This is a genomic window from Neoroseomonas terrae (genome assembly GCF_018129025.1).
GTDB lineage: Bacteria > Pseudomonadota > Alphaproteobacteria > Acetobacterales > Acetobacteraceae > Neoroseomonas > Neoroseomonas terrae.
The window spans coordinates 38,616-64,060 of the sequence record NZ_JAAEDI010000017.1 but is presented as its reverse complement, the minus strand read 5'-3'; the positions used below and the strand labels follow the sequence as shown (position 1 = coordinate 64,060).

Annotated in this window: 26 protein-coding genes; 7 read left to right on the top strand and 19 right to left on the bottom strand. The window is 69.7% G+C overall.

All coding sequences use genetic code 11. From position 1 onward, the window contains the following. Positions 1–4: 4 nt before the first annotated feature. Together GXW78_RS16525 and GXW78_RS16520 are read right to left on the bottom strand one after the other, a co-directional pair. On the bottom strand, positions 5–1,402 hold the full coding sequence (locus tag GXW78_RS16525; RefSeq protein WP_211869939.1) for an amidase: 1,398 nt from the start codon (positions 1,400–1,402) through the stop codon (positions 5–7). Then, positions 1,402–1,587, bottom strand: coding sequence for a hypothetical protein (locus GXW78_RS16520; protein WP_211869938.1), 186 nt, complete (start codon positions 1,585–1,587; stop codon positions 1,402–1,404). Before GXW78_RS16520 ends, GXW78_RS16525 begins: the two co-directional genes overlap by 1 nt. 338 nt (positions 1,588–1,925) lie before the next feature. Between GXW78_RS16520 and GXW78_RS16515 the strand changes: the two genes are divergently transcribed. From GXW78_RS16515 to GXW78_RS16495, 5 genes are all read left to right on the top strand, one after another. Further along, complete coding sequence (locus GXW78_RS16515; RefSeq protein ID WP_211869937.1) at positions 1,926–3,125, top strand: CaiB/BaiF CoA transferase family protein; 1,200 nt, start codon at positions 1,926–1,928, stop codon at positions 3,123–3,125. A gap of 23 nt (positions 3,126–3,148) precedes the next feature. Then, complete coding sequence (locus GXW78_RS16510; RefSeq protein ID WP_211869936.1) at positions 3,149–3,676, top strand: biotin transporter BioY; 528 nt, start codon at positions 3,149–3,151, stop codon at positions 3,674–3,676. A gap of 90 nt (positions 3,677–3,766) precedes the next feature. Next, on the top strand, positions 3,767–4,669 hold the full coding sequence (locus tag GXW78_RS16505; RefSeq protein ID WP_211869935.1) for a hydroxymethylglutaryl-CoA lyase: 903 nt from the start codon (positions 3,767–3,769) through the stop codon (positions 4,667–4,669). Positions 4,670–4,734: 65 nt separating this feature from the next. Continuing rightward, positions 4,735–5,643 carry a S1C family serine protease gene (locus GXW78_RS16500; protein WP_211869934.1) on the top strand — a complete coding sequence of 303 codons (909 nt, stop codon included), beginning with the start codon at positions 4,735–4,737 and terminating at the stop codon, positions 5,641–5,643. A gap of 115 nt (positions 5,644–5,758) precedes the next feature. Beyond that, positions 5,759–5,902 (top strand): peptide chain release factor 1, encoded by a 144-nt coding sequence (locus tag GXW78_RS16495; protein ID WP_211869933.1) that lies wholly within the window; start codon positions 5,759–5,761, stop codon positions 5,900–5,902. 261 nt (positions 5,903–6,163) lie between these two features. Here the strand turns inward: GXW78_RS16495 and GXW78_RS16490 are convergent, their stop codons facing one another. The 8 genes from GXW78_RS16490 to groES form a co-directional block, all read right to left on the bottom strand. Continuing rightward, positions 6,164–7,252 carry a TRAP transporter substrate-binding protein gene (locus GXW78_RS16490; RefSeq protein ID WP_211869932.1) on the bottom strand — a complete coding sequence of 363 codons (1,089 nt, stop codon included), beginning with the start codon at positions 7,250–7,252 and terminating at the stop codon, positions 6,164–6,166. Between the two features lie 73 nt (positions 7,253–7,325). Then, positions 7,326–8,549 carry an MFS transporter gene (locus GXW78_RS16485; protein WP_211869931.1) on the bottom strand — a complete coding sequence of 408 codons (1,224 nt, stop codon included), beginning with the start codon at positions 8,547–8,549 and terminating at the stop codon, positions 7,326–7,328. A gap of 382 nt (positions 8,550–8,931) precedes the next feature. After that, positions 8,932–10,110: an amidohydrolase family protein gene (locus tag GXW78_RS16480; protein WP_211869930.1), complete on the bottom strand. Its 1,179-nt coding sequence runs from the start codon at positions 10,108–10,110 to the stop codon at positions 8,932–8,934. Further along, positions 10,107–11,063, bottom strand: a complete 957-nt coding sequence (locus GXW78_RS16475; RefSeq protein ID WP_211869929.1) for a threonine dehydratase — start codon at positions 11,061–11,063, stop codon at positions 10,107–10,109. Before GXW78_RS16475 ends, GXW78_RS16480 begins: the two co-directional genes overlap by 4 nt. A 23-nt stretch (positions 11,064–11,086) precedes the next feature. After that, complete coding sequence (locus GXW78_RS16470; RefSeq protein ID WP_211869928.1) at positions 11,087–11,290, bottom strand: cold-shock protein; 204 nt, start codon at positions 11,288–11,290, stop codon at positions 11,087–11,089. Positions 11,291–11,488: 198 nt separating this feature from the next. Continuing rightward, positions 11,489–12,469, bottom strand: coding sequence for a Bug family tripartite tricarboxylate transporter substrate binding protein (locus tag GXW78_RS16465; protein WP_211869927.1), 981 nt, complete (start codon positions 12,467–12,469; stop codon positions 11,489–11,491). Between the two features lie 306 nt (positions 12,470–12,775). Then, positions 12,776–14,416: a chaperonin GroEL gene (gene groL, locus GXW78_RS16460; RefSeq protein WP_211869926.1), complete on the bottom strand. Its 1,641-nt coding sequence runs from the start codon at positions 14,414–14,416 to the stop codon at positions 12,776–12,778. A gap of 47 nt (positions 14,417–14,463) precedes the next feature. Continuing rightward, a complete protein-coding gene (groES, locus tag GXW78_RS16455; protein WP_211869925.1) occupies positions 14,464–14,754 on the bottom strand; it encodes a co-chaperone GroES in 291 nt (96 codons plus the stop codon). 262 nt (positions 14,755–15,016) lie between these two features. On the opposite strand from groES, the gene GXW78_RS16450 reads away from it, so the two are divergent. Continuing rightward, positions 15,017–15,322 (top strand): usg protein, encoded by a 306-nt coding sequence (locus GXW78_RS16450; protein WP_211869924.1) that lies wholly within the window; start codon positions 15,017–15,019, stop codon positions 15,320–15,322. Positions 15,323–15,396: 74 nt separating this feature from the next. Further along, positions 15,397–16,818, top strand: a complete 1,422-nt coding sequence (locus GXW78_RS16445; protein WP_211869923.1) for an amidase — start codon at positions 15,397–15,399, stop codon at positions 16,816–16,818. A 323-nt stretch (positions 16,819–17,141) separates the two neighbouring features. Here the strand turns inward: GXW78_RS16445 and GXW78_RS16440 are convergent, their stop codons facing one another. From GXW78_RS16440 to GXW78_RS16400, 9 genes are all read right to left on the bottom strand, one after another. Further along, positions 17,142–17,717 carry a peptidoglycan-binding domain-containing protein gene (locus GXW78_RS16440; RefSeq protein WP_211869922.1) on the bottom strand — a complete coding sequence of 192 codons (576 nt, stop codon included), beginning with the start codon at positions 17,715–17,717 and terminating at the stop codon, positions 17,142–17,144. A 66-nt stretch (positions 17,718–17,783) separates the two neighbouring features. Then, a complete protein-coding gene (locus tag GXW78_RS16435) occupies positions 17,784–18,056 on the bottom strand; it encodes a MoaD/ThiS family protein (RefSeq protein ID WP_211869921.1) in 273 nt (90 codons plus the stop codon). After that, the gene (locus GXW78_RS16430; protein WP_211869920.1) at positions 18,049–19,134 is read right to left on the bottom strand and encodes a WD40/YVTN/BNR-like repeat-containing protein; all 1,086 of its coding nucleotides are present in this window, start codon (positions 19,132–19,134) and stop codon (positions 18,049–18,051) included. The genes GXW78_RS16435 and GXW78_RS16430 overlap by 8 nt, the downstream gene beginning before the upstream one ends. 17 nt (positions 19,135–19,151) lie before the next feature. Then, positions 19,152–19,478 carry an ArsR/SmtB family transcription factor gene (locus GXW78_RS16425; RefSeq protein ID WP_211869919.1) on the bottom strand — a complete coding sequence of 109 codons (327 nt, stop codon included), beginning with the start codon at positions 19,476–19,478 and terminating at the stop codon, positions 19,152–19,154. 33 nt (positions 19,479–19,511) lie between these two features. Then, positions 19,512–20,264 carry a TlyA family RNA methyltransferase gene (locus GXW78_RS16420; RefSeq protein WP_211869918.1) on the bottom strand — a complete coding sequence of 251 codons (753 nt, stop codon included), beginning with the start codon at positions 20,262–20,264 and terminating at the stop codon, positions 19,512–19,514. 588 nt (positions 20,265–20,852) lie between these two features. Continuing rightward, positions 20,853–22,301 (bottom strand): cardiolipin synthase, encoded by a 1,449-nt coding sequence (cls, locus tag GXW78_RS16415; protein ID WP_338147762.1) that lies wholly within the window; start codon positions 22,299–22,301, stop codon positions 20,853–20,855. Positions 22,302–22,335: 34 nt separating this feature from the next. Next, the gene (dxs, locus tag GXW78_RS16410; RefSeq protein ID WP_211869917.1) at positions 22,336–24,258 is read right to left on the bottom strand and encodes a 1-deoxy-D-xylulose-5-phosphate synthase; all 1,923 of its coding nucleotides are present in this window, start codon (positions 24,256–24,258) and stop codon (positions 22,336–22,338) included. Beyond that, on the bottom strand, positions 24,258–25,169 hold the full coding sequence (locus GXW78_RS16405; protein WP_211869916.1) for a polyprenyl synthetase family protein: 912 nt from the start codon (positions 25,167–25,169) through the stop codon (positions 24,258–24,260). Before GXW78_RS16405 ends, dxs begins: the two co-directional genes overlap by 1 nt. Continuing rightward, on the bottom strand, positions 25,159–25,416 hold the full coding sequence (locus GXW78_RS16400) for an exodeoxyribonuclease VII small subunit (RefSeq protein WP_211869915.1): 258 nt from the start codon (positions 25,414–25,416) through the stop codon (positions 25,159–25,161). The genes GXW78_RS16405 and GXW78_RS16400 overlap by 11 nt, the downstream gene beginning before the upstream one ends. Between the last annotated feature and the right edge of the window lie 29 nt (positions 25,417–25,445).

The following is a 25,445-nucleotide window of genomic DNA, read 5'->3' as shown; positions in this document are numbered from 1 at the left end:
CGCGTCAGAACGCGGGGCGCATGTCCTTCCAGGGCGCGGCGCGCTCATAGGCGGCGGCGGCGCGATAGATCGTCGCCTCATCGAAGAAGCGGCCAACGAGTTGGAGGGAAAGCGGCAGGCGATCCTCCTTCGTCAGGCCGCACATCAGCGTCAGGGCGGGGTGGCCGGTGACGTTGAAGCCCGTACGCGCCTGGCGCGGATAGGTGATCTCGATGGCGGCCGCATCGTCGATGCGGCAGGCCGGGTCCATCGAGGACGCCGTGAGCAGCAAATCGACGCCGGCGAAGACGTCCTCCACAGCCGCGACCAGTTCGCGTCGGCGGCGCTGCGCCTGGACGTAGTCCTCGGCGCGAATGAACAGGCCTGGGGCGAGGCGCTTGCGGGTCAGGTCGGAATAGCCCTCCGGCGCGTCCCGCAGCCAGCGCCCATGGATGGCGGCGGCCTCGGAGAGCAGGACGGTGCGGTTCACCCCGGCGAATTCGTTCAGCGAAGGCAGGGTGACGGTCCTGATCTTCGCCCCTTCCTTCGCCAGCAGCTTCGCGGCGGCGTCCAGGGCGGCGGCCACCTCGGGCGCGGCGGGCTGGTCGCTTTCGTGGAAGTGCCGCACGAAGCCGATGGTCAGCCCCTTCAGCCCCTTCTTCATGTGCCGGCCGTAGCGTTCGGTCCTGCGTACGGCGGAGCCCGGATCCTCCGGGTCGTGCCCAGCCATGATGCCGAGCAGCAATGCGTTGGAGGCGACGTCCTTCGTCATCGGACCGACATGGTCGAGCGTATAGGACAGCGGAAACACGCCGCGGCGCGAGACGAGCCCGTAGGTCGCCTTCATGCCGACGATGCCGCAATGGCTTGCCGGGTGGCGCACCGAGCCTGCCGTGTCCGTGCCGAGCGCCGCCGGCAGGATCTGCGCGCCGACGATCGATCCCGAACCGGATGACGAACCACCCGGATGGTGCGCCGGGTTCCACGGGTTGCGGGCCGGGGGGAAGGCCTGGTCGAAGGCCGGTCCGCCGATCGCGAATTCATGCGTCGCGAGCTTCGCCGGGAAGATCGCGCCGGCCGCGCGCAGCGCCACGACCACCGCCGCGTCGGCCTGCTTCGCATTGTCCAGCAGATGCCGCGAATGGCAGGTCGTCGGGTGACCGGCGAGGTCGATGATGTCCTTCAGCCCGATCGGCAGCCCGTCGATCGGCGAGCGTGGGCCGGACCGGGCGATGCGCCGCGCGGCCTTCTTCGCGTCTTCCCGCGCCGATTCCCACAGCGGCAGGATGGTGGTGTTGAGCCGCGGCTCCAGCGCTTCGAACCGTGCGTGCAGGGCGTCGAGATAGTCGACCGGCGAGAGTCGGCGCCGGGCGATGGCGGCGGAAACCTCGGCGAGGGTCAGGTCGTGCAAGGCAGCGTCCATCAGCGGGCGGCCTTCGCGGCGGGGACAGCATAGGCGGGCATGGGCTCGGCCCGCTCATCGGCCGGATGGGCGAAGGCTCCGGCGAGGCGACGGGCGTGCGCGGCTGCCTCGGCGATCTCGGCCTCGCGACCGCGCCACGCTTCTCCCAGTCCGGCTGTCCTCGCGAGTGCCTTTTCCTCGTCCATGCCCCAGCATCCTTGGTTCCTGACGGCGGCCAACCTGCCGCAAAAGCGGGCGGGGAGAAAGTTGCCCCCCGGAGATGGCGAGGTGATGGCGCGGGGTATCCGCTGCGCAGCCGTCCGCGCGTGGCTGCGTCCCGGCCGCAGTCGGCGCCGCCTATGCAGCCCATCGTCCGGGATCTCGCCGTGAGCGCCATCGAACGGCGGGCGCCGTGATCGAAACGGCCGAGCCGCTTGCCGTCCCGAAGGCGGCGCGAGCTGTGCCCGGCGGCTGGTCGAGGGCGCCGCGGACCGACCCGCGCCCGCGGATTTGCCGCCGTCGCAATCCGGCGTATGGGTCAGCCATGACTCAAGCGCCCAGCCTGCCCCTGACGGGGCTCAAGATCGTCGAGCTCGGCCACTACATCGCCGCACCCTTCGCTACACGGCTGCTCGCCGATCTCGGTGCCGAGGTCATCAAGGTGGAGCCGCCGGGCGGCGACCCCGTGCGCGGCTGGGGCAGCAGCGTCGACGGCAATGCGGTGTGGTTCAGCGTCCATGGCCGGAACAAGCTGTCCGTCACGCTCGACCTCAAGAAGCCGGAGGACCGCGCGCGGCTGGTCGCGCTGCTGAAGCGCGCCGATGCGCTGATCGAGAATTTCCGCGCCGGCTATCTGGAACGCATCGGCCTCGGCCCAGATGTGCTGCACGCGGAGAACCCCCGGCTCGTGATCGGCCGCATCTCGGGCTACGGGCAGGATGGTCCCTACCGAGACAAGCCGGCCTTCGGCGCGATCGGGGAGGCCATGGGCGGGTTGCGACACCTCACCGCCAACCCCGGCCAGACCGAGTACCCGCCGCCGCGCTGCGGCGTGTCGATCAGCGACGACCTCGCCGGCATGTATTGCGCCATGGCCGTGATCGCCGCCTGCTGGCAGGTGAAGGGCGACCCGACGGCGAAGGGCCGGGTCGTCGATGTGGACCTCGTCAGCAGCGTCTTCTCGCTGATGGAGGGGATGCTGCCGGAATACGGGCTGTTCGGCTGGGTGCGGCAGCCGCAGGGCGCAGCCATCAAGACGGCGGCGCCGACCAACACCTATCCCTGCGCGGACGGGAAGTGGCTGTGCGTCGCCGGCAATTCGGACCTGATCTTCAAGCGGCTGATGGCGGCGATCGGGCAGCCGGCGATGGCCGCCGATCCGCGCTTCGCGACCAATGCCGGCCGCTGCGAGAACGTCGCGGAACTGGATGCCGCCATCGCCGACTGGACGCGCACGCAGCCCGCCGCCGAGGCCGAGGCCATCCTCGAAGCGGCGGAAGTGCCGTGTTCCCGCCTGTTCGACATGGCCGACTGCGCCAACGACCCGCATTTCCGCGACCGCGGCTGGGTGATGGAAGTGGCCGACCCGCTGCTCGGTCAGGTGCTGCACCCGGCGGCGCCCTTCCGCTTCGACGGGGTCAGCCCGCAGGCCATGGTGCGCTGGCCGGGCGTCGGTGCCGGCGCCCACAATGACAAGGTCTTCGCCGCGCTCGAGCGGGGAGAAACCACGCCGCTGTCGGCGTGACGCGATACGAAGGAACGCAATACATGACGACGACCACGACCACCGCCGCGCGCGGCGCCGCGACGGCGCGCTTCTGGGGCATGGCGCTGCTGGGCTCGGCCGTGCTGGCCGCCTCGGCGCAGATCAGCCTGCCGATGTGGCCGGTGCCGGCCACGCTGCAGACGCTGGCCGTGCTGCTGCTGGGCGCGCTCGGCGGGTCGCGGCTCGGCGTGGCGAGCGTCATGCTGTACCTCGCCGAAGGCGCCATGGGGCTGCCGGTCTTCGCGGGCGGGGCCGCGGGCCTGCCGGCGCTGGCCGGGCCGACGGGCGGCTACCTCCTCGGCTTCCTGCCCGCCGCCTGGATCGCCGGGCAGGTCGGCAAGGGCGCGCTGCGCCAGGCCGCCATGCTGACCGCGGCGCACCTCGCGCTGTTCGTGCCGGGCGTTGCCTGGCTGGCCGGCTTCGTCGGGATGGAGCGCGCGCTGGTCGCGGGCTTCATGCTGTTCGTGCCGGGCACGCTGGTGAAGACTGCGCTTGCCTTCGCCACGCTGCGGGCGATGCGGCGCGGCTGACCCCTGCTCGCCGGGCCTGCGCCATCCGCGCAGGCCCTCGCGCCGCAGGCCCAGGCGTGGGAAAAGGGGGTCGAGACCAGGAGGATCCCCATGACCGACGCCGCCATCATCAGCGAGGTCGCCCCGCGCGACGGCATCCAGTCGATCACCGGCGCCCTGGTCAGCACCGAGGCGAAGATTGCCCTGATCCAGGCGTGCTATGATGCCGGGCTGCGGCGGATGGAGGTCGGCTCCTTCGTCTCGCCCAAGGCCATCCCGCAGATGGCGCAGACGGAAGTCGTGCTGTCCGCCTGCAAGAAGATGCCCGGTCTCGAATCCACCGTGCTGGTGCCGAACCGCCGCGGCTTCGACGCGGCCATCGCGCATGGCGCGGATCGGCTCGGCTTCTTCATGTCGGCCACCGCCGGACACAACAAGGCGAACCTGAATCGCACGCGGGAGGAATCCTTCGCCGAGCTCGCCACGCTGGTGCAGGACACGCCGAAGGGCGTGAAGATCCGTTTCAACCTCTCCTGCGTGTTCCACTGCCCCTTCGACGGCGTGGTGCCGGAAGCGGAGGTGATGCCCTGGATCGAGCGCATCGTGGCCGTGCATCCCGAGATGGAGATCGCGCTTGCCGACACGACCGGCAATGCGAGCCCCGACCAGGTCGGCCGTATCTTCCGCCACGCGATCACGACCTGGGGCGACCGCTTCGCCTTCCACGGGCATGACACCTACGGCATGGGCGTGGCGAATGTCTCGGCGGCCTGGGAAGCGGGCTGCCGCGTCTTCGACAGCGCCGCCGGCGGCATCGGCGGCTGCCCCTTCGCGCCCGGCGCGACGGGCAATGTGGCGACCGAGGACCTGGCCTGGATGTTCCGTCGCATGGGTGTCGCGACCGGGATCGACTGGAACCGGCTGCTGGTCGCGGCCGACATGGCGGCGGCCATTCCGGGTGCCGTTCCCGGTGGGCGCATGCGCGCGGTGCCGGCGGCGCGGAAGGCGGCGTGAGAGAGCACCCGACCCGCTCGCCCGCCCTTTCGCGCGCGGGCACGACACCCAATCTGTGGCGGCGCATGCGACACGGACCTCGCCTTCTGATCCTTCTGCTCCTCGCCGCCGGCTGCGCGCCGGCAGGCGACATGGCGCCCGGCGAGGATGACGGGACGCAGGCGGAGATCGCGGCCGGGGACGGCACCATCGTCACCGACTACGGCGGTGGGAACGCGCCGGTCACGCGGTATGTGCGGCGGCCCGACGGCACCGCGGTGATGCCCGGCCAGGGCCAAGGCCCCGTGGCGGCGGTGCCGGGCGGCGATGGCGGCAGCGAGGCGCCAGCCCCTGGCACGCCGCGCAGCGGGCGGGCGATCGGCACGGGTTCCGCCTTCGCCGTCACGACCAGCGGCATCGCCGTGACCAACGCCCACGTCGTGCAAGGCTGCAGGACCGTGGTGGACGACCAGGGCCGGCAGGTGCGGATCGTTGCTTCCGATCGCCGCCGCGACCTTGCCATCATCGATGTCGGGCGTCGCTTCCGTTCAGTCGTGCGGTTCCGTGAACGGAACGCGGTCGACCTCGGCGAAAGCGTGCTGGTCTTCGGTTTTCCCTATGGTCAGGCGCTCGGCACCGGGCTGAACGTAACCAACGGCATCGTCACCGGGCTGGCGGGCCCGGGTGGCGATGCGTCCCGCTTCCAGATGAACGCGGCCGTGCAGCCGGGCAATTCCGGCGGGCCGGCGGTGGACGACGCGGGCATGCTCCTCGGCGTCGCGGTCGGGCGGCTGAACGACATTGCCGTGCTGCGCGCCACCGGCAGCCTGCCGCAGGGCATGAACTTCGCCATCCGCGCCGACCAGGTGGAACGCTTCCTCGCCGAGAACGGCGTCATGCCGGAACGTGGTGGCGGGGGCGCGGCGGGCAGCGGCGCCCGTGCCGTCTCGGCCGCGGTGGCGCCGGCGGTGTTCCAGATCCTCTGCCGGGGATGACCGCTCACGGCGAATTGCCCACCCTCGGCCGCAACCTGTTCATGATTCCGGCGCTTTTAGCTGCGACTATCTGCAGCATGCCGCGGAATGCATTGCGGCCGCCTGGAGGGATTGCATGTCTGATGCCGAGATGGACCGGCGGATGGCGGAGCTTGACCGCCTGTTGAACGACCCCGAGACCCGGATGGATGCCGAGCGCGTCTGGACCATCCTGGCCGAAATCAAGACCGTTCGTTCGGCTTGCCCTCGCCGCGCGTGAGCCGGCGGAGAGGGACTTTACCCGGACCCTGCCCAGCGGTCCGGAAGGCGTTGCAATCCTCCATCTGGCATCGTCGCCACAGCGGGAATGATGCCGAATCGCGCTTTAGTCACTGACGGAGCGCGCGTGCAGCGTGGGCCAAGAGATTGCGGTCGTGGATGCCTAGCATCCTGGCAGGGTAGTTCGGAGGGGCGGCGCCCCTCCGATCCGCAGCATTAGGACCTAGGGTTGGAGAGGGACGGCGTCCCTCGCCCGTGGCCCTCAGCGCGCTGCCGCGGCTGGAAAAGCGAAGTTGTCGTATGAGTTCTCCGAAACCCGGAACCACTGGTACAACTCGTCGCGATACGGCCGGTACGCTTCCCAGATCTTCTTGAACCGCGGGTTCCGCGCCGAGGTCTCGGCGTAGACCTCATTGGTCGCGTTCCACGCCGCCTGCATCACGTCGCGCGGCCAGAAGCGGAGCTGCGCACCGGCGGCAACCAACCGCCGCAGGGCAATTGGGTTCAGGTGGTCATAACGGGCCAGCATCTCGGAATCCTGCTCGTTGCAGGCGGTTTCGATGGCGGCCTTGTAAAGGTCGGGCAGTGCGTCGAAGGAGCGCTGGTTGATCATCAGATGCAGCCGCGCACCCGGCTCCCAGAAGCCCGGCGCGTAATAGTAGCGGGCGACGCGCACGAAGCCGAGCTTCTCGTCATCATGCGGGCCGACGAATTCGACGGCGTCCAGCGTGCCGCGCTCCAGCGACGGGTAGATGTCCGCAGCGGCGACCTGCGTCGGCGCGGCGCCGAGGCGTTGGAACACCTGCCCCGCGAAGCCGGCGATGCGGAACTTCAACCCTTGCAGTGCGGCGAGGTTCGGCACCTCGTTGCGGAACCAGCCGCCCATCTGCGCGCCGGTGTCGCCGGCGGGGAAGGAGATGGCGTTGTAGTCGCTGAACAGCTCCGCCCCCAGCGCCGCGCCGCCGCCATGGCGCCACCACGCAGTGAACTGCCGCGACTTCATGCCGAAGGGCACGGCAGTGAAGAAGGCGAAGGAGGGATCCTTCCCGACATAGTAGTACGGCGCCGTGTGGGCGCATTCGACCGAGCCCGACTGCACCGCCTCGAGCGCCGCCAGTGCCGGGGCGATCTCACCGCCGGGGAAGGCCTGGATGCGGAAGCGCCCGTCGGTGAGCTGGCCGACGCGCCGGGCGATGCCCTCCGCCGTCCCGAACAGCACGTCGAGGTTGCGCGGGAAGGAGGAGGTCAGGCGCCAGCGCACTTCCGGCATCTGGCTTTGCGCCAAAGCGGGGGTGGCGAGCGCAGCGGGCGCGGCGGCGGCCGCGGCTGCCACCAGGGAACGACGATTCATGGGACCAGTTCCTCCCGTCGGGTTATGGCGAAGAGCGCGTCCCCATAAGCGAAGCCGGACGCCGGGGAAAGGATCAGGCGATGGCCGGCCTGGGTGCCGGCGGCGCGGCGCCGCGCAGCGCATAGGCGAACTGCACCGCCCCGGCCACCAGTCCCATCCCGACGCCGAGTTTCCAGGCCAGGGCATAGTCGCCGTTGAGGTCGAACAGAACCCCGCCGCCGAAGGCACCGAGGAAGGAGCCGAACTGGTGCGACATGAAGGCGAGGCCCTGGATCATTGCCTGGAACCGCAGGCCGAACATCTCGACCACCAGGCCCGAGACCAGCGGCGCCACGCCGAGCCAGAGGAAGCCCATGATCGCGGCGAAGACCATCGTCGAGGCCTCCGATGGCGGCCACGCGAAGTACAGGCCGAGCACCAGCGAGCGCACGAGGTAGATGGCCCCGAGCAGCACGCCCTTGTTCCACCGCCCGCCCGCCCATCCGAAGAACAGCGACCCCAGCACGTTGAAGCCGCCGATCAGCCCCAGCGCCTTGGCTGACAACATCGGGTCCTGCCCGCAAAGCGTCAGGTAGGACGGCAGGTGCGTCGTCAGAAACACGAGTTGCAGCCCGCAGACGGAATAGGCCGCGGCCATCACCAGGAACGGCGTGTGCGTCATCGCGCGGCCGAGCGCGGCCCACATGCCGGGCGCTTCCCCCGGCGGCGGCGGCGGGATCGGCACGCGGTCCACGCGCCCGGCGATCCAGGCGGCCGGCAGCATGGCAAGGCCGAGCAGCAGGAACCCCCACACCCCGACGCGCCAGCCCCACCCATCGGCGAGCAACTGGCCGATCGGCGCGGCCATGAGCGCGCCCGCCGACCCCGCCGCCGAGACCAGCCCGAGCGCCGAGGACCGCAGCGCCGTCGGCACCGGCCGCGCCGCCACGGCGAGCGCCATGCCGCTGCCCGTGCAGGCCAGTGCGACGCCCATCAGCACGCCGGCGCCAATCGTCAGCGAGATCGCGCCTTGCGCCAGGGCCATCACAGCGAGCCCGGCGAGGTAGCAGACCACGCCGCCCAGCAGCACCGGCCTGAACCCCCAGCGTGCCGCCGCCGCCCCGGCGAAGGGCTGCAGAATGCCCCAGCCGAGGTTCTGCACCGCGATCGCCATCGTGAACTGCGCGACCGAAACGCCGAGATCCTGCGTCGCCGGCGCCATGAACAGGCCGAGGCTCTGCCGCAGCCCCATCGCGATGGACAACGTGACGGCCGCGCCGAGCAGAATCGGCAGGCTCGGGCGGAGGGATGCGGTCATGCGCGCGATGCTGGCCCGTGGAGCGCGGCGCCGTCGAGCGGCAAGGCCATGCGTGACAGGCGCGGGGGCATGCGGCAGGCGCGGTGCAGAGTGGCGGGCAGCTTGGCGTAGCGGCCTGCATTGGACGTGTTCGCATCAGCGGAGGACGTTCGGCCCGGCGGGGCCGAAGGTTGGCCGGCAGAGACCGGACCGTGACCGGCGGGCTTTTCGCAAGGATGGAGGTCCTGCCGTGCCCCATGCGTTGGATCCGACGTCGGGCGCTGGGTCCAGCCCGCGTGCGGTCGGTCCCAACCGGCATGCCCCGGACCAGGTCGAGGAGTCCAGAGGCCTTTCGGCCTTTGGTGGGGTGGTCTGGAGGGGCAAAGTCCCTCCAGATATTCCGCTACGCGACCAGCGCGCCATTCCTCGCCACGACCCGACCGCCGGACACGACCACCCGCCGCGCCGGCCGCGCCACCACCGCTTCGGCGAGCGTCCGCGCCTCGACCAGCACGAGCTCCGCCCGGGCGCCTGGGGCCAAGCCGTGGTCGACAAAGCCACAGCCGGCGGCGCCGGCACGGCTGACGCAGTCGAAGGCCAGCGCGACCTCATCATCCCGGCGGAAGTTGTTGCGCAGGCCGATGAGCATGGCGCGTTCGAGCATGTCGGGCGAGCCATAGGGCGTCCAGGTGTCGCGGATGCCGTCATTACCGCCGAAGATCGTCACGCCCGCAGCGCGGCAGGGGGCGACCAGCGGCACGGGGCGGGAGGCGGAGGCCGTGGTCGCGATGGCGACGCCGAGTTCGGCCATCTGGCCGAGCAGCGTGTCGCGCTCGCGTTCGGGAATGTCGCCGAGGCAAAAGGCATGGCTGACGACGACCCGGCCCTGCATGGACAGGGCGCGGGTGCGCTCAAGGATGAGCTCCAGGGAGAAGGCGCCCATGGAGCCGGGTTCGTGCAGATGGATGTCGACAGGTTTCGCGTGCTTCTCGGCAAGGCGGAAGACAATGTCGAGATGACGCACGGGGTCGCGTTCGATCGCGCAGGGGTCGAGGCCGCCGACGATGTCCGCGCCCATCGCCAGCGCGGCATCGAGCAGGCTGTCGGTGCCCTGGCGGGCGAGGATGCCGGATTGCGGGAAGGCGACGACCTGGATGTCCTGCACATCCTTCATCGCCTCGCGCGTCTGCAGCACACGCTCGACATGCTGCGTCCCGCCCGAGGTGTCGACGTCGACATGGCTGCGGATGCGCGTAGTGCCCTGCGCGAGGAACGCGCGCGCCAGGGCGAGCGAGGCGGCGCCGGCATCGTGGCCGGTGCGCGCGCGCCATTCGCGCTCGGTGTCGATCTTGTCGATGATGCGGGGGCCGACCTCGTTCACCAGCCAGTCGGGCTGGTGGAGGGTGGTCTTGTCGAGATGCGTGTGGCCTTCGACGAAGCCGGGCAGCAGCAGCGCACCGCGGCCATCTTCCGTGGCGATGCCTGCGGGCGCGGGTCCTTCCGCGATGCGGCCCTGCAGGACCAGAACATCGGTGGCCGCGCCGCCCATCGGGCGCACGTTGCGCAGCAGCAAGTCGGTCATGCGGCCAGCACCCAGTCGCGGAAAAGGTCGAGGTCGATGTTGCCGCCGGAGAGCACCAGGCCGACGCGCTTGCCGCGCATCGCATCCCGTTCCTGGAGCAGGGCGGCGAGCGGTGCGGCGCCGGCGCCTTCGGCGAGGTTGTGCGTGTCCTGCCAGTAGCCGCGCACGGCTTCCGCGATCGCCGCATCAGGCAGGGTGACGATGCGCGAGGCGCCCGCACGGATGATGGCAAGGGCGGCAGGGTCCGGGATGCGCGTCGCCATGCCGTCGGCCTGGGTGTCGGCCCGGTTCGTCATCACGACCTCGCCCGCGGCGAATGACAGCGCATAGGATGCCGCACCTTCCGCCTGCACGCCGATGATGTCGGTCGACAGGCCGAGCAGGTCGCGCGCGAGGATGCAGCCGCAGATGCCGGAGCCGAGGCCGATCGGCACGTACAGCGCATCGAGCGGCGGTGCGCCGCGGAAGAATTCCAGCGCATAGGTCGCGACGCCGATGACGAGGTCCGGCGCGAAGGATGGTGCGAATTCGAGGCCTTCGACGGTGGCGAGCCGCATCGCTTCCTGGCGAGCGGCGTCGAAATCCTCGCCATGCTCGATCAGCCGCGCCCCGAAGGCACGCATCGCAGCGTTCTTCTCCGCGCTGTTGCCGTGCGGGACGAGGATGGTGACGGGAACGCCGTGGCGATGCCCGGCATAGGCGAGCGACTGGCCGTGGTTGCCGCGCGTCGCGCTGATCACGCCCTTCACGTGCGGGCGTTCGTGCTTCAGCCGGTCCATGTAGACGAGCCCGCCGCGCACCTTGAAGGCGCCGGCAGGCGTGTGGTTCTCGTGCTTGACCCAGACTTCCGCCCCGCAGCGCGCGGCCAGCAGGGGCCAGGCAATCTGCGGGGTGGGAGGGAAACACTGATGGACGAGGTGCGCCGCCTCCTCGAGCTCGGCCAGTGTGAACATGACGGTCGGCGGCGCTCTCGGGGCTACAGAGGCTTCAGGTTGGTGGCGGCGGCCTTGCCCCGTTCGGTGACGACCTCGTAGCTGACCTTCTGGTTCTCGTTGAGACCCGTCAGCCCCGCCTTCTGCACGGCGGTGATGTGGACGAAGACGTCCTTGCCGCCATCCTGCGGGACGATGAAGCCGAAGCCCTTCGTCGCGTTGAACCACTTCACGGTGCCAGTCGCCATGCGCTGTCTCCTTGCCCTGTGCCCGACGGCGGTGGTGGCCGTCGACATCTTGTCCGTCAGCGGCCCGGATCGGCTTGGAGGCGACCGGGCATCCGGAGGCACGGCAAGGCGAGGCAAGACGCAGTCGGAACCGAAATCAGGCACAGATTGCCGCGGCGGCGTCAATCAAAGCTGACGCAAACGGCGCGCGGCATGATTCTAGTCAACGCGGATCCCGAGTTCCGGAATCGTCCGGCCCCAGAAGGCGTGTTCGTCGCGCACCTGCCTGGTGAAGGCTTCGGGGCTGACCGGTGCGGCAAGCGGTTCCAGCCCGTCGCGGCCGAGCTTCTCATGGAAGATGGGCATGGCAGCGATCTCGGCGGCGGCGGTACGCAGCGCGGCGACCGGTTCCGCCGGCGTGCCGGGCGGGAAGAAGGCACCGTGCCAGCCGGTGACGGCGTAGCCCGGCAGGCCCTGCTCGGCGACCGTCGGTACATCGGGGAAGGCGGGCGAACGCTGCGCGCCGGTGACGGCGATGGCCCGCAACTGTCCTTCGCGCACCAGCGGAATCGCCGGCGGAGGGGAGGAGACGTTGAACTGCACCGTGCCGTTCACCGCATCCATCAGCGCGGGCGCGGTGCCGCGGTAGGCGACGTCGTTCAGCTCGATATCCGCCATCTTCGCGAGCAGCTTGCCGGCCAGGTGGTTGTTTCCGCCATTGCCGGAGTGGCTGAAGGTGATGCGGCCGGGCTGCTGCTTCGCCAGCGCGATCAACTGCTGGATGTTCGTCGCCTCGAAGCGCGGATTGGCGACCAGGATGTATTGGTAGTTGGCGAGGATACCTGCAGGGATCAGCACCAGTGCAGGGTCTTCCCGCTGCGCGGTGCGATAGACGTGCGGGTTGATGACGACGTTGGAGGAGACGGCGTAGAGGAAGGTGTAGCCATCGGGCCGCGCACGCACCGCCTGCGTCGTGCCGATGTTGCCGCCGGCGCCGCCGCGATTGTCCACCACCACGGACTGGCCGAGCTTCTGCGAGAGGATCTGCGCGAATTCGCGCCCGACGATGTCGGTGCCGCCGCCGGCAGCATAAGGGACGATCATGGTGATCGGGCGGTTGGGACGCCAGCCGCTGCCCTGCGCGTGGGCCAGCGCGGGCGCAAGAAGGGTGGGGGTCAGGAGAAGGCCGCGGCGCTTCATTGGACGGTCCCGTGGGTTTTTTTGGGCCGCTCCCTTAGCACCAACGCGAGGTATGGCCATAGCGGAATGAATCGGCCGCGGAGACTAACCGTGTGCGCTGCGACAAGCGCGCGACTGTTGCGCCCGGTGGCAGAAGCTTGCGGTCCAGGATGTCCAGCATCCTGGCGGGCGCGAAGCACTGCTTCGCGGTGAAAGAGGAGGGCAGACCCCTACTCCGATCACTGCCGGGAGCCGGCCGGGCAGTCGGCAAAAAGAAAGGGCGGTCCCGAAGGACCGCCCTCCCTGCTTCGGACCGGGAAGACCCGATCAGAAGTCCATGCCGCCCATGCCGCCCATGTCCGGGCCGCCGGCCGGAGCCGCCGCCTTCGCCGGACGCTCGGCCACCATCGCTTCCGTGGTGATCAGCAGCGAGGCCACCGAAGCGGCATCCTGCAGGGCAGTGCGCACGACCTTGGTCGGGTCGATGATGCCGGCGCCGACGAGGTTCTTGTACTCGTCGGACTGGGCATCATAGCCGTACTCGTAGGTGTCGGTGCGCAGCACCTCACCGGCGACCACGGCGCCGTCCTTGCCGGCGTTCTCGGCGATCTGGCGGATCGGCGCCTGGATCGCGCGGCGCACGATCTCGATGCCGACCTGCTGGTCGTTGTTGTCGGCCTTCAGGCCCGACAGCTTCTGCGAGGCGCGCAGCAGCGCCACGCCGCCGCCCGGGACGATGCCTTCCTCGACCGCGGCGCGGGTCGCATGCAGCGCGTCATCGACGCGATCCTTGCGCTCCTTCACCTCGACCTCGGTCGAGCCGCCGACGCGGATGACGGCCACGCCGCCGGCCAGCTTCGCCAGACGCTCCTGCAGCTTCTCGCGGTCGTAGTCCGAGGTGGTCTCCTCGATCTGCGCCTTGATCTGCTCGCAGCGGCCGGTGATGGCGGACTTGTCGCCAGCGCCGTCGACGATCGTGGTGTTCTCCTTCTCGATCTTCACGAGCTTGGCCTTGCCGAGCATGGCGAGGGTCACGCTCTCGAGCTTGATGCCCAGATCTTCGGAGATCACTTCACCGCCGGTCAGGATGGCGATGTCTTCCAGCATCGCCTTGCGGCGATCGCCGAAGCCCGGCGCCTTCACGGCGGCGATCTTCAGGCCGCCACGCAGCTTGTTGACGACCAGGGTGGCCAGCGCCTCGCCCTCGACGTCCTCGGCCACGATCACGAGCGGACGGCCCGACTGCACCACGGCCTCGAGAAGCGGCAGCATCGGCTGGAGCTGCGACAGCTTCTTCTCGAAGATCAGGATGTAGGGGTTTTCCATCTCGGCGATCATCTTCTCCGCATTCGTGATGAAATACGGGGAGACATAGCCGCGATCGAACTGCATGCCCTCGACGACGTCGAGCTCGGTCTGGATCGACTTGGCTTCCTCGACGGTGATGACACCCTCGTTGCCAACCTTCTCCATCGCCTTGGCGATCATTTCGCCGATCTCGGTCTCGCCATTGGCGGAGATCGAGCCGACCTGCGCCACTTCGGCCGAGGTCGTGATCTTCTTGGTCTTGGCTTCGAGGTCCTTCACGACCTCGGCCACGGCCTTGTCGACGCCGCGCTTCAGGTCCATCGGGTTCATGCCGGCGGCCACGGCCTTCGCACCCTCGCGGATGATGGCCTGGGCCAGCACGGTCGCGGTGGTGGTGCCGTCACCGGCCAGGTCGTTGGTCTTCGAGGCCACTTCGCGCACCATCTGGGCGCCCATGTTCTCGAACTTGTCGGCCAGCTCGATTTCCTTGGCGACCGTCACGCCGTCCTTCGTGATGCGCGGGGCACCGAACGACTTGTCGAGCACGACGTTGCGGCCCTTCGGGCCCAGCGTCACCTTCACGGCGTCGGCCAGGATGTCCACGCCGCGCAGCATCTTGTCGCGCGCCGAGGCGCCGAACTTCACGTCCTTAGCAGCCATTGTCTTTTACCTTTGCGATTGAATTGCGATCGAGGGAGCGCGGCGCCTCAGGCAGCCAGCACGCCCATGATGTCGCTCTCCTTCATGATGAGGAGTTCCTCACCATTGAGCTTCACCTCGGTGCCCGACCACTTGCCGAAAAGGATGCGGTCGCCGGCCTTCACGTCGAGCGGGCGAACCTCGCCCTTCTCGTTCACGGTGCCGGTGCCGACGGAGACGATCTCGCCTTCCTGCGGCTTTTCCTTGGCGGTGTCGGGAATGATGATGCCGCCGGCGGTCTTCTCTTCCGCGGTGACGCGGCGAACGAGAACGCGGTCGTGCAGGGGACGGAAGTTCATGAGTGTCCTCTCCTGAGAGCCTCGGGTTGGTGACGGCTCGCCCTGGGAAGCCTGGCCGATCGCCGGAGCGCACCGGCCGCTAGCACTCCCCCCAGAGGAGTGCCAGCGATCTAAGCCCCGTCCTGGCCGGCGTCAAGCGCTCGGCAGCACTCACGGAGTGAGAGTGCTAATATCCTGATCGTAAACGATTTTTCTTGCGATGTACTGCGCCGCACATGTCATGCTGATGACGAAACCCGCCTTGGCGAGGCGGCGTTGCTGGATGACGAAGCCTTCTGTGAAAGGGCCAACCACGGTGCTGCAGGGACTGGAACCGATCCTTCGCATTCCCGACTGGCGGATGACCACCGCCGAGCTGCTGTACCACCTGCCAGACCATCCCCATGTGCTGCAGGCCTTCCTGTGGCAGAAGGTGGATCTGGCGCCGGCCTTCCCTGAGCTGAGCCGCTTCCTTGATTTCTGGCGGCGGGAAATCGACGGGCCGCTGCATTCGGTTCGGGTGGCTTCGGCGGCGCTGACGCGGGCGGCCGAACTTCGCTACGCCAACGGGGTGTTCACCCTGCACTGATCGCCAGGGCGCATTGCCGGGCGCGCGCGGGCATGCACGGATAGCGGGTCCACCGCAGCAAGGGCTATCCATCCGTGACATCCTCGCCCCTCTGGCAGCACTCCGCCACCGAACTCAGCGCCCTGATCCAGTCGGGAGAGGTGAGCGCCGCCGAGGCGGTCGCGTCCGCCGTCGAGCGGATGCATGCGGTCAACCCCGCGCTCAATGCCGTCGTCACCGACCTCTCGGCCTCGGCGTTGGAGCGCGCGAAGGCGCTGGATGCCACGAAGGGCCCGAAGGGGCCGCTGCATGGCGTGCCCATCACCATCAAGATCAACATCGATCAGCAGGGCGAGGCGAGCTCGAATGGCGTCGTCGCCTTCAAGGACCTGATCGCGCCGGGCGACGCACCGCTGGTGAAGAACCTGCTGGGTGCGGGCGCCGTCGTGATCGGCCGGACGAATGTCCCGGAATTCTCCCGCCGCTGCGAGACCGACAATCCGCTGTTCGGCAAGACATGGAACCCCTGGGGCAAGCATGTCAGCGCGGGCGGGTCGTCCGGTGGCGCAGGCTCGGCGGTCGCGGCCGGCATCGGCGCGCTGGCGCATGGCAACGACATCGGCGGCTCGCTGCGGTTCCCAGCCGCCGGCAATGGCGTCGTGACCGTGAAGCCGGGCGTTGGGCGCGTCGCGGTCTACAACCCCTCGCAGACGGCCGAGCGCGGCATCCTGGCGCAGCAGATGTCGGCCCAGGGGCTGCTGGCGCGGTCGGCGCGGGATCTGCATCTGTCCATGCCCGCGATGGTCGCCCCCGATGCGCGCGACCCATTCCATGTGCCCCTGCCGTGGCGCGGCCCGACGCTGGATGGCCCGGTCAAGGTCGGCTTCAGCCTTGAAGCGCCGGACCTGCCGCTGCATCCGGAGGTGGAGAAGGCGTTGCTCGACGCCCGCGCCGCGCTGACCGACGCCGGCTACGTCGTCGAGGAGGTCACGCCGCCTTCGCTCCGCGAGATCGCCTTCGAAGGACGCTCGGCTTTGATGACCGAGAGCTACCACCTGATGGCCGACGACATCGCGAAGTATGGCTCGCCCGCCATCGCCGGCGTCTTTGAGCAGAACTACCGCCGCACGCCGACGGTCGGGATGACCGAGATGCTGGCGATGCTGGCCCGCAGGACCTTCTACGCGCGGCAATGGTCGGTATTGATGGAGAAGTACCCGCTGTTCCTCTCGCCCTTCTTCCCGCAGCCCTTCTATGCGCCGGGGCGTGACGCGGAGGGCCCCGAAGGATTGCGGGAGACCATCGGCCAGGCGTTCTGGTCCACACTCGGCAACTATCTCGGCCTGCCGGCGGGGAACGTGCCCGCGCGGCTCGGGGAATTCCCGGACGGCCCGAAGCCGGTCGGCGTGCAGATCCTCGGGCGCCGCTGGCGGGAAGACCTGGTGGTGGACGCGATGATCGCGATCGAGGATCGGCTGGGCACGCTGTCGAAGCAGCTCTGGGCGCGGATGGGCTGAGGCCGTTGCCTCGCCGGGTTGCGCTCGCCGCTGGAGGAGTTTCACCTCAGCAAAGCCCGAAGGGCCTTTGCAAACCGCGACCTGGCATTGCGCGCGCAGGGTCGGAACACGGTCGTCGTAAGGCTCCGCGCACGGAGGGCCTTTGAGATCAGCAGCATGGGCCTTCGCGCCCCGCACCAGATGATGGCGGTCCAGGCCATCCACGGCTTGGCGGGGTGAGGTTCGGAGAGGGGCAGCGCCCCTCTCCGATCATACCTTCGGGCAAGCAGCGGAAGCGCCGCTCCAATCCCTGTCGGGCGCAGTCGCCGCTCTGACCGCGCAGACTACCGCGCCGGCGCTTCGAGGTTGCTGGGGTTCAGCCCCAGCGCCTGCGCCGTGGTCGGGTTGATCTGGCCGTTCGGCTCCAGTCCGCGGCCGCGCTGGAACCGTTCGAGCGCCGCCTGGGTGCCGGCGCCCCACAGCCCATCCGCCTGCTGCCGATAGAAGCCGAGCGCCCGAAGCCGCGCCTGCACGTTGCGGATGGCGGCGGGGCTCAGGGCAATCGGGGCGGATCCGGCGGGCGCCGCACCGGCGGCCGGTTCCGCCGGCGGCGGCAGAAGCCGCGGCACGCCGATCCCGAGCGCCTGCGCCGTCGCCAGGTTCATCGATCCCGTCACCACCATGCCCCGCGCCTGCTGGAAGCGGTCCAGCGCCGTCTGGCTCTCCGGCCCCCAGACGCCGTCGGTTGCGCCGGTATAGACGCCGGCATCGCGCAACCTCTCCTGCACCACCATCGTCGCGGAGGGCGACAGCGGCTGCATGAAGGATAGCGGTGCGGGTGCCTGCGCCCAGGCTGGCGCGGCGGCGGCGAGCGTCGCGGTGACGAGGGCCAAGCCAAGCAGGCGCGGCATCGGTCGCATCGGAAATCCTCCTTTGTCGTCGGACAAGGGAACGTTGCGACCCTCGCAAGGTTGCTCGCGCGGGCGTCAGCCGCCGCTGACCGCCGTCATCACCAGCATCTCGGCGCCGGGCCGGAGGGGCGTGTCGAGCGTGGCGCGCTCTCCATCGACGAAGACCTTCAGGTGGCGGCGGATCGCCGGCGTCGAATCGCATAGCCGGTCGGCCATGCCGGGCCAGCGCGCATCGAGCGCGGCGATGGCCTCGGCAACGGTAGCGGCCGAAACCGCCAGCCGCTTCGGGGCGCCGGGGAAGAGGCGGCGCAAAGCATCGGGCAGGATGACCTCGGCCGGGTCAGCCATCGAGGACCAGCGTGTCGACGCTGAGGATGCCGGGCAGGTGCTCGGCGATGCAGGACCAGCTTTCGCCCTCATCGGCGCTGGCGAACAGCGCGCCGCCGCTGGTGCCGAAATAAATGCCGGCGGGGTCCATCCTGTCCACCGCCATCGCCCGCCGCAGCACGCCGAAGAAAGCGTTGGCCTGGGGCAAGCCCTGACGCAGTGCCTGCCAGCTGGCCCCGGCGTCGCGCGTGCGCCAGACGGCTGCCGCGGCATCGGGCATGAAGCGGCCAGCCTGGTCGCCGTTCAGCGGCAGCAGATAGAGGGTGTCGGGGTCGCGCGGATGCGCCACGGCCGGGAAGCCGAAGCTGGACGGCAGCCCGGCCTCGATGCTGGTCCAGGCGCGGCCGCCATCGTCGCTGCGGTACATGCCGCAATGGTTCTGCTGGTACAGCCGGTCCGGCATGCCGGCGGCCATCGCGAGCGCGTGAACGCATTGGCCGAATTCAGGGTAGCGCTGGTCCTCCGGCGCGTAGTCCTGTCGCGTGCCCCGGTTGCGCGGCGCCCAGTTGCGGCCGCCATCCTCGGTGGCGAAGACGCCGACGGCGGAGATCGCGATCCAGACCCGGTCGGCGTCCGCCGGGTGGGGAAGGATACCGTGCAGGATCAGGCCGGCACCGCCAGGCTGCCACTCGGCGCGGCTTGGGTGGTCGGTCAGGCCCGACACGTGGGTCCATGTATCGCCGCCGTCGGCGCTGCTGAACAAACCGGCAGGCTCCACCCCGGCCCACAGCGCGCCATCCGGGCCGAGCGCCAGCGACCATGCGGATTTGATCGGCGTTTCTCCCTCGGCATAGGCGAGGCCGGCACTGGAATGCGTCCAGCTCTCCCCCAGGTCGGTGGAGCGCCAAACCGCCGGGCCGAACCATTCATTGCCACCGGCCGCCCAGATCGTGCCGGTCTTCGGGTCGGCGATGGCGTGGTTGATGGGCCAGGTCTCGCAGAAGGGCCCGCGCAGGGACCAGCTGCCCCGCGCCGCATCGCCATCCACCAGGAAGGCGCCCTTCCGGGTCCCGAGCAACAGCATCACGCGATTTGCCATCTCGTTTCCTCCGTCCCTTACGATGTCCGCTCGAGCGCGGCAGCCAGCCGGTCGAGGCTGCTTTCCCAGAACCGGGTGTAGCGCTGCAGCCAGGCCATCGCGTCCGCCATCGGCGCGGCGACCAGCCGGCAGGCGACGGTCCGGCCGGTCTTCTGCCGGATGATCAGCCCGGCACCCTCCAGCACTTCGAGATGCTTCACCACGGCCTGCAGCGACATCGGCAGGGGGCGGGCCAACTCGCTGACCGAGAGGCTGTCCTCCTCGGCGAGCCGTGCCAGCACCGCACGCCGGGTCGGGTCCGTCAGGGCGGCGAAGATGCGGTCGAGCTCATGAGACTGAACCATTTGGTTCAGTGTTGGCATCCCCGGAGGGCGACGTCAAACGGAAGCTGCCGTGTCCCGCCGCGCCGCGATCAGGAACTCGCGATTGCCTTCCGGGCCGGTGATCGGGCTCGGCTCGATGCCGAGCACCTGCCAGCCCGGCAGCGCCGCCCACCAGTCGCGGACGGTGGCGCAGACAGCCTCATGCACCGCCGGGTCGCGCACAACGCCGCCCTTGCCGACATTCTCGGGCCCCGCTTCGAATTGCGGCTTGATCAGCGCGACGGCAAAGGCACCGGACGCGGCCAGGGCGAGGGCCGCCGGCAGCACCGTGCGCAGGCCGATGAAGGAGGCATCGCAGACCACGGCACCCGGCGGTTCGGGGATCTGCCCGGCGGTCAGATGCCGGGCATTAGTGCGTTCCAGCACCACCACGCGCGGGTCGTTGCGCAGCTTCCAGTCGAGCTGTCCATGGCCGACATCGACTGCATAGACTTTCGTAGCACCTTGGGTCAGCAGCACATCCGTGAAGCCGCCGGTGGAGGCGCCAATGTCGAGGCCGATGCGCCCCGCCGGCGACAGGCCGAAGAAATCCAGCGCATGGGCGAGCTTGATGCCGCCGCGGCTGACCCAGGGATGGTCCTGGCCGCGAACGATGAGCGGTGTGTCCTCGGCCAGCAGATCGCCCGCCTTGGCGATGCGGCGTTCGCCGGAAAAGACCTTCCCGGCGAGGATCAGCGCCTGCGCCTTGGTGCGGGATTCAGCGAGGCCCCGTTCGACGAGGGCGATGTCGGCGCGTTGCCTGGGCATGTCAGGTGGCGCCGCTGCGACTGTCGGAGCCGGAGAGGGTCGCTGCCCCTCTCCGGACCTCACCCCGCCAAAGGCCGAAGGGCCTCTGGACACCTTGAGTTGGTGCCGGGCGCCAGTATTCGACGAACATGGAGAAGGCGCCGTGGGCACGATGCCAGGGATGTTCCGGACGCCCGGCACGACGCGTGCGCCGTAGCGGCGAAATCCCCGCCCTGCCCAACACCGAGGTTCCAAAGGCGTTCCTGATGAGCCCGATAGGTCCGCTGTTGTCGTTGGAGGGGCGTCGCCCCTCCAAGCCACCCCAGCAAAGGCCGAAGGGCCTTTGCAAACCTCCACTTGGCGCCGTGCACCATGGCCAGGAATAGCGCCGAGACCCGCTTTGGCGCACGAAACGCGTCTGGAGGGAGCAACAAGCTCGCCATGCCCGGCGCCAACAGATTGCGGTCCAGCTGCTCCAAGCACCTGGCGGGGTGGTTCGGAGGGGCAGCGCCCCTCCGCTCTCTGCTGCGGCAAGCAGCCGGATCATCAGAACGGCCTTTCGCCCCTGGCTCGGCAGGGCACCTCCCCGGAAGCGCGACGACCGACTCATCACAGCACCGGACTGAACATCGTCAGCGTATTCTCCCACAGGCGGCGCGGGATTGTCCGCCGCGTCAGCTTCTCCGGCCGGACCTCGGTCGCGCTGCGCAGGTAGCTTTCCTGCCGTTCGCGGATGTCATGAGCCATCTGCTCCGAGGACAGCAGGATGTTGTTCTCGAAGTTCAGGTCGATGCTGCGGCGGTCCATGTTCGCCGAGCCGATCAGAGCGACGGCGCGGTCGGGCACCAGCGTCTTCGCATGGAGCAACCCACCGTGGAATTCGAAGATCCGGACACCGGCGGCCAGCAGATCCGGGTAGTAGGCCTTGCTGATGGCACTGACTGCCCAGGAGTCGTTGCGGGCAGGCACGATCAGCAGCGTCTCCACGCCGCGCCGAGCGCAGGCGATCAGGGCGGCGAGCAGGGGGGAGTCCGGCACGAAATAGGGGGTGGAGATGACCACCTCCCGCTCGGCGCCGCCGAGCAGGGCGATGAAGACGTCCGACATCGCGCCTTTCGGCGAGTTGGGGCCGGTGCCGAAGGCGATGGCCGGAAAGCCGTCCGGCTGGGGGGCAGGCGCCGGGCGGGCGAGAACGGCCGTGAGGTCCTCGCCTGCCTCCGCCATCCAGTCGCTGGCGAAAAGGAGCTGGTTCTGCAGGACCACGGGCCCTTCGAAGGACGCCATGATGTCCACCCAGGGCGCGAAACGGGGCTTGATGCGGAATTCCGGATCGGCGCAGTTCTGGCTGCCGCAGAAGGTGATGCGGTTGTCGATGACGACGATCTTGCGATGGTTGCGCAGGTCGGCGCGGGTGCCGAGGAAGACGAGTGGGCCGCGGGCGACGGGCAGGGCACTCTGCAGGTGCACGCCGGCGTCCCGCATGCGGCGCCAGTGGGCGGAGCGAACGAGCGGGCGTGAACCGATTCCGTCCGCGATGACGCGACAGGTGACGCCGCGCGGCGCGGCGCGGCAAAGCGCATCGACGACCTTCAGGCCGTTGGTGTCGGCCAGCCAGATGTAGAAGGACAGGTGGACCGTGTCGGTCGCGGCGTCGATGGCGGCGACCATGGCATCGATGGCGGCGTTGGAATCCGCAGCGAGGCGGGCGGTATTGCCGCCGGCGGTCGGACAGCGGGCGAGTGCCTCGCAAAGCCGGAAGGCGGCGCGGAACCGTTCGGGGATGGCGTCGCGCGGGGCGGCGGCGGCCTCGCAGCCGGCGCGGGTGCGGCTCGCCAGCAACTCCAGCACCGCTGCGGAACGGCGCCGCAGCCGCCGCGCCAGCCAGGGTTCGCCGACCAGCAGATAGGCGATGACGCCGAGGCCGGGCAGCAGCAGCAGAGCGAGGACCCAGGCAGCACGCGACATCGGGTCGCGGCTTTCCACCAGCAGCGCGCGCAGGATGACCAGCACATGGATCACCGCGAAAGCGATGACCAGCAGAAGGTGGGCGGTCGTCACTGCCGCGGGTTCGTGGGCGGCCGGCGGTGCCCGATCAGGCCCTCGCCGGCTGCACGGATCGCGCCTGGCCCAGCGCGGCGAGCGCGGTGGCGACGATCTGCGGAGCGTTCAGCCCGGCTTCCTCATACTGCTTCTTCGGCGCTTCATGGTCGATGAACCGGTCGGGCAGGCACATCGGCCGGATCTTCAGGCCGCCGTCGAGCAGGCCGCGCGTCGCGAGATGCTGCATGACCAGTGCACCGAAGCCGAGGATCGAGCCTTCCTCGATGGTGATCAGCACCTCGTGCTCGCGCGCCAGGCGTTCCACCAGGGCGGTGTCGAGCGGCTTCGCGAAGCGGGCGTCGGCCACGGTGCAGGACAGGCCGTGGGTGGCGAGGTCGTCCGCCGCCTTCAGGCATTCGCGCAGCCGCGCGCCGTAGGACAGGATGGCGATCGACGTACCCTCGCGCAGCAGGCGGCCGCGCCCGATCTCCAGCACCGAGCCGCGCGCCGGCAGGTCGAGCCCGAAGCCCTCGCCGCGCGGGTATCGGAAGCCGCAGGGGCGGTCGTCGATCGCCGCGGCGGTGGCGACCATGTCCATCAGCTCCGCCTCATCCGCCGCGGCCATCAGCACGAAGCCGGGCAGGCAGCCGAGATAGGCGATGTCGAAGATGCCCGCATGGGTGGCGCCATCGGCGCCGACCAAGCCCGCCCGGTCCATGGCGAAGCGCACCGGCAGGGATTGCAGTGCGACATCGTGCATCACCTGGTCGTAGGCGCGCTGAAGGAAGGTGGAATAGATCGCGCAGAAGGGCTTCATCCCCTCCGTCGCCATGCCGGCCGCGAAAGTGACGGCGTGCTGCTCGGCGATGCCGACATCGAAGCAGCGCTTCGGGAACTCCTTGGCGAAGAGGTCGAGACTGGTGCCGGACGGCATGGCCGCGTTGATCGCGACGATGCGATCATCGGCCCGTGCCTCGGCGATCAGCGCCTTGGCGAAGACCTTCTGGAAGGCCGGCGGGCCGGGCGGCGCCTTGGCCTGTTCGCCGGTGACGACGTTGAACTTCTGGACGCCGTGATACTTGTCGGCCGCGGCCTCCGCGGGGGCGTAGCCCTTGCCCTTCTGCGTGACGACATGCAGCAGGATCGGGCCGGCATGGTCCGTGTCGCGCAGGTTGCGCAGGATCGGCAGAAGATGGTCGAGGTTGTGACCGTCGACCGGGCCGACATAGTAGAAGCCCAGTTCCTCGAACAGCGTGCCGCCGGTGAACCAGCCACGGGCATATTCGTCGGCGCGCCGTGCCGCGCGTTCCAGCGGGCGCGGGAAGCGCTTCGCCAGCCGCGCCATCATGTCGCGGATCGACAGGAAGGGGCGGGAAGAGATCAGCCGCGACAGATAGGCCGACATCGCGCCCACGGGCGGGGCGATCGACATGTCGTTGTCGTTGAGGATGACGAGCAGGTTCGCCTTCGAGGCGCCGGCGTTGTTCATGGCCTCATAGGCCATGCCGGCGCTCATCGCGCCGTCGCCGATCACGGAGATGACGTGCCGGTCGTCATTGCCCTTGAGGTCGCGCGCCACCGCCATGCCGAGGCCGGCCGAGATCGAGGTGGAGGAATGCGCCGCGCCGAACGGGTCGTATTCCGATTCCGACCGCCGGGTGAAGCCGGACAGCCCGCCGCCCTGGCGCAGGGTGCGGATGCGGTCGCGCCGGCCGGTCAGGATCTTGTGCGGATAGGCCTGGTGGCCGACGTCCCAGATCAGCCGGTCCGTCGGCGTATCGAACACCGCATGAACCGCGACGGTCAGTTCCACCACGCCGAGCGAGGCGCCCAGGTGCCCGCCGGTGACGGAGACGGCGTCGATCGTCTCGGCGCGCAGCTCGTCCGCCAGGGTCTTGAGCTGGTCGGCCGAGAAGTTGCGCAGGTCGGCCGGCACGGACACGCGGTCGAGCAGGGGGGTGGCCGGACGGGTCATCAGTTCCTCCGCGCGATCGCGTAGGCCGCGAGCGCCCGCAACAGATCGGCACGATCGCCCAAGGCGTCCAGATGTGACGCGGCCTGGGCGGCCAGGGTTTCCGCCTGGGCCTGGGCGCGCGGCAATCCGAGCAGCCCGACCAGGGTGGCCTTCCCGGCCGCGGCGTCCTTGCCAGTGCGCTTGCCGGTCTCCTCGGGGGAGGCGGTGGCGTCCAGCAGGTCGTCGGCGATCTGGAAGGCGGCGCCGAGATCGCGGCCGTAGGAGCACAGCGCCTGGCGAAGCTGGGGCGGGGCCTTGCCGAGAATGGCGCCCGCCTCGGCGGCGAATTCGATCAGCTTGCCGGTCTTCAGCGTCTGGAGCCGGCCGATCTCGGCCTCTTCCAGCGGTTCGGCGGCGGCTTCGGCCAGCATGTCGAGCATCTGGCCACCGCACATGCCCCGCGGGCCGGCGGCGCGGGCGAGGCAGCGGCACAGCTCGGCCCGGACGGCCGGGTCGGCGTGGGTTTCCGGTTCGGCGAGCGCATGGAAGGCGTTGGCCTGCAGCGCGTCGCCGGCGAGCACGGCGGTCGCCTCGTCGAAGGCCTTGTGGACCGTGGGCTTGCCGCGCCGCAGGTCGTCATCGTCCATGCAGGGCAGGTCGTCATGCACCAGCGAATAGGCGTGCAGCATCTCGATGGCTGCGGCGGCGCGCAGCGCGCTGTCGCGCCCGACGCCGAACTGCCGCGCCCCTTCCAGCACCAGGAAGCCGCGCAGCCGCTTGCCCCCGCCGATCGCGGCGTGGCGCATGGCGTCGAACAGGCGCGCTTCCGGTCCTTCGGAGGGCGGGATCAGCAGGTCGAGCGCCTGGTCGATCTCGGCCGCCGCCTCGGCCATGGCCGTGCGCAGCGCCTCCGCCTGCTGGCTATTCGACATCGCGCAGCGTCAGCCCCGATGGCGTTTCGACGATGGCCTGCACCTTCTGCTCGGCCTCTGCGAGCTTGCGCTCGCAATGCGTCCGGAGCGCCGCGCCGCGCTGGTAGGCGGCGACCGACGCTTCGAGCGCGCCCTGGCCGCTTTCCAGCGCCTTCACGATGCCTTCAAGCTCGGCCAGCGCCTGCTCGAAGGTGAGGGTATCGATGTCGGCGGGCGTCTGGCCCGCCTCGGTCCGTGTAGTGGCCATGCCCGGCCATTCTACCGCCAAAGAGCGCG

Excerpts from the sequence above, each read along its gene's own strand:
- dxs (WP_211869917.1), bottom strand. The coding sequence starts at position 24,258 with ATGACCCGTCCGGCCACCCCCCTGCTCGACCGCGTGTCCGTGCCGGCC.
- GXW78_RS16505 (WP_211869935.1), top strand. The coding sequence starts at position 3,767 with ATGACCGACGCCGCCATCATCAGCGAGGTCGCCCCGCGCGACGGCATC.
- GXW78_RS16500 (WP_211869934.1), top strand. The coding sequence starts at position 4,735 with ATGCGACACGGACCTCGCCTTCTGATCCTTCTGCTCCTCGCCGCCGGC.
- GXW78_RS16405 (WP_211869916.1), bottom strand. The coding sequence starts at position 25,169 with ATGTCGAATAGCCAGCAGGCGGAGGCGCTGCGCACGGCCATGGCCGAG.
- GXW78_RS16485 (WP_211869931.1), bottom strand. The coding sequence starts at position 8,549 with ATGACCGCATCCCTCCGCCCGAGCCTGCCGATTCTGCTCGGCGCGGCC.
- GXW78_RS16450 (WP_211869924.1), top strand. The coding sequence starts at position 15,017 with ATGACGAAGCCTTCTGTGAAAGGGCCAACCACGGTGCTGCAGGGACTG.
- GXW78_RS16435 (WP_211869921.1), bottom strand. The coding sequence starts at position 18,056 with ATGGCTGACCCGGCCGAGGTCATCCTGCCCGATGCTTTGCGCCGCCTC.
- GXW78_RS16495 (WP_211869933.1), top strand. The coding sequence starts at position 5,759 with ATGTCTGATGCCGAGATGGACCGGCGGATGGCGGAGCTTGACCGCCTG.
- GXW78_RS16465 (WP_211869927.1), bottom strand. The coding sequence starts at position 12,469 with ATGAAGCGCCGCGGCCTTCTCCTGACCCCCACCCTTCTTGCGCCCGCG.
- groL (WP_211869926.1), bottom strand. The coding sequence starts at position 14,416 with ATGGCTGCTAAGGACGTGAAGTTCGGCGCCTCGGCGCGCGACAAGATG.
- GXW78_RS16480 (WP_211869930.1), bottom strand. The coding sequence starts at position 10,110 with ATGACCGACTTGCTGCTGCGCAACGTGCGCCCGATGGGCGGCGCGGCC.
- GXW78_RS16430 (WP_211869920.1), bottom strand. The coding sequence starts at position 19,134 with ATGGCAAATCGCGTGATGCTGTTGCTCGGGACCCGGAAGGGCGCCTTC.
- GXW78_RS16420 (WP_211869918.1), bottom strand. The coding sequence starts at position 20,264 with ATGCCCAGGCAACGCGCCGACATCGCCCTCGTCGAACGGGGCCTCGCT.
- GXW78_RS16510 (WP_211869936.1), top strand. The coding sequence starts at position 3,149 with ATGACGACGACCACGACCACCGCCGCGCGCGGCGCCGCGACGGCGCGC.
- groES (WP_211869925.1), bottom strand. The coding sequence starts at position 14,754 with ATGAACTTCCGTCCCCTGCACGACCGCGTTCTCGTTCGCCGCGTCACC.
- GXW78_RS16525 (WP_211869939.1), bottom strand. The coding sequence starts at position 1,402 with ATGGACGCTGCCTTGCACGACCTGACCCTCGCCGAGGTTTCCGCCGCC.
- GXW78_RS16425 (WP_211869919.1), bottom strand. The coding sequence starts at position 19,478 with ATGGTTCAGTCTCATGAGCTCGACCGCATCTTCGCCGCCCTGACGGAC.
- GXW78_RS16440 (WP_211869922.1), bottom strand. The coding sequence starts at position 17,717 with ATGCGACCGATGCCGCGCCTGCTTGGCTTGGCCCTCGTCACCGCGACG.
- GXW78_RS16475 (WP_211869929.1), bottom strand. The coding sequence starts at position 11,063 with ATGTTCACACTGGCCGAGCTCGAGGAGGCGGCGCACCTCGTCCATCAG.
- GXW78_RS16490 (WP_211869932.1), bottom strand. The coding sequence starts at position 7,252 with ATGAATCGTCGTTCCCTGGTGGCAGCCGCGGCCGCCGCCGCGCCCGCT.
- GXW78_RS16470 (WP_211869928.1), bottom strand. The coding sequence starts at position 11,290 with ATGGCGACTGGCACCGTGAAGTGGTTCAACGCGACGAAGGGCTTCGGC.
- GXW78_RS16520 (WP_211869938.1), bottom strand. The coding sequence starts at position 1,587 with ATGGACGAGGAAAAGGCACTCGCGAGGACAGCCGGACTGGGAGAAGCG.
- GXW78_RS16400 (WP_211869915.1), bottom strand. The coding sequence starts at position 25,416 with ATGGCCACTACACGGACCGAGGCGGGCCAGACGCCCGCCGACATCGAT.
- GXW78_RS16515 (WP_211869937.1), top strand. The coding sequence starts at position 1,926 with ATGACTCAAGCGCCCAGCCTGCCCCTGACGGGGCTCAAGATCGTCGAG.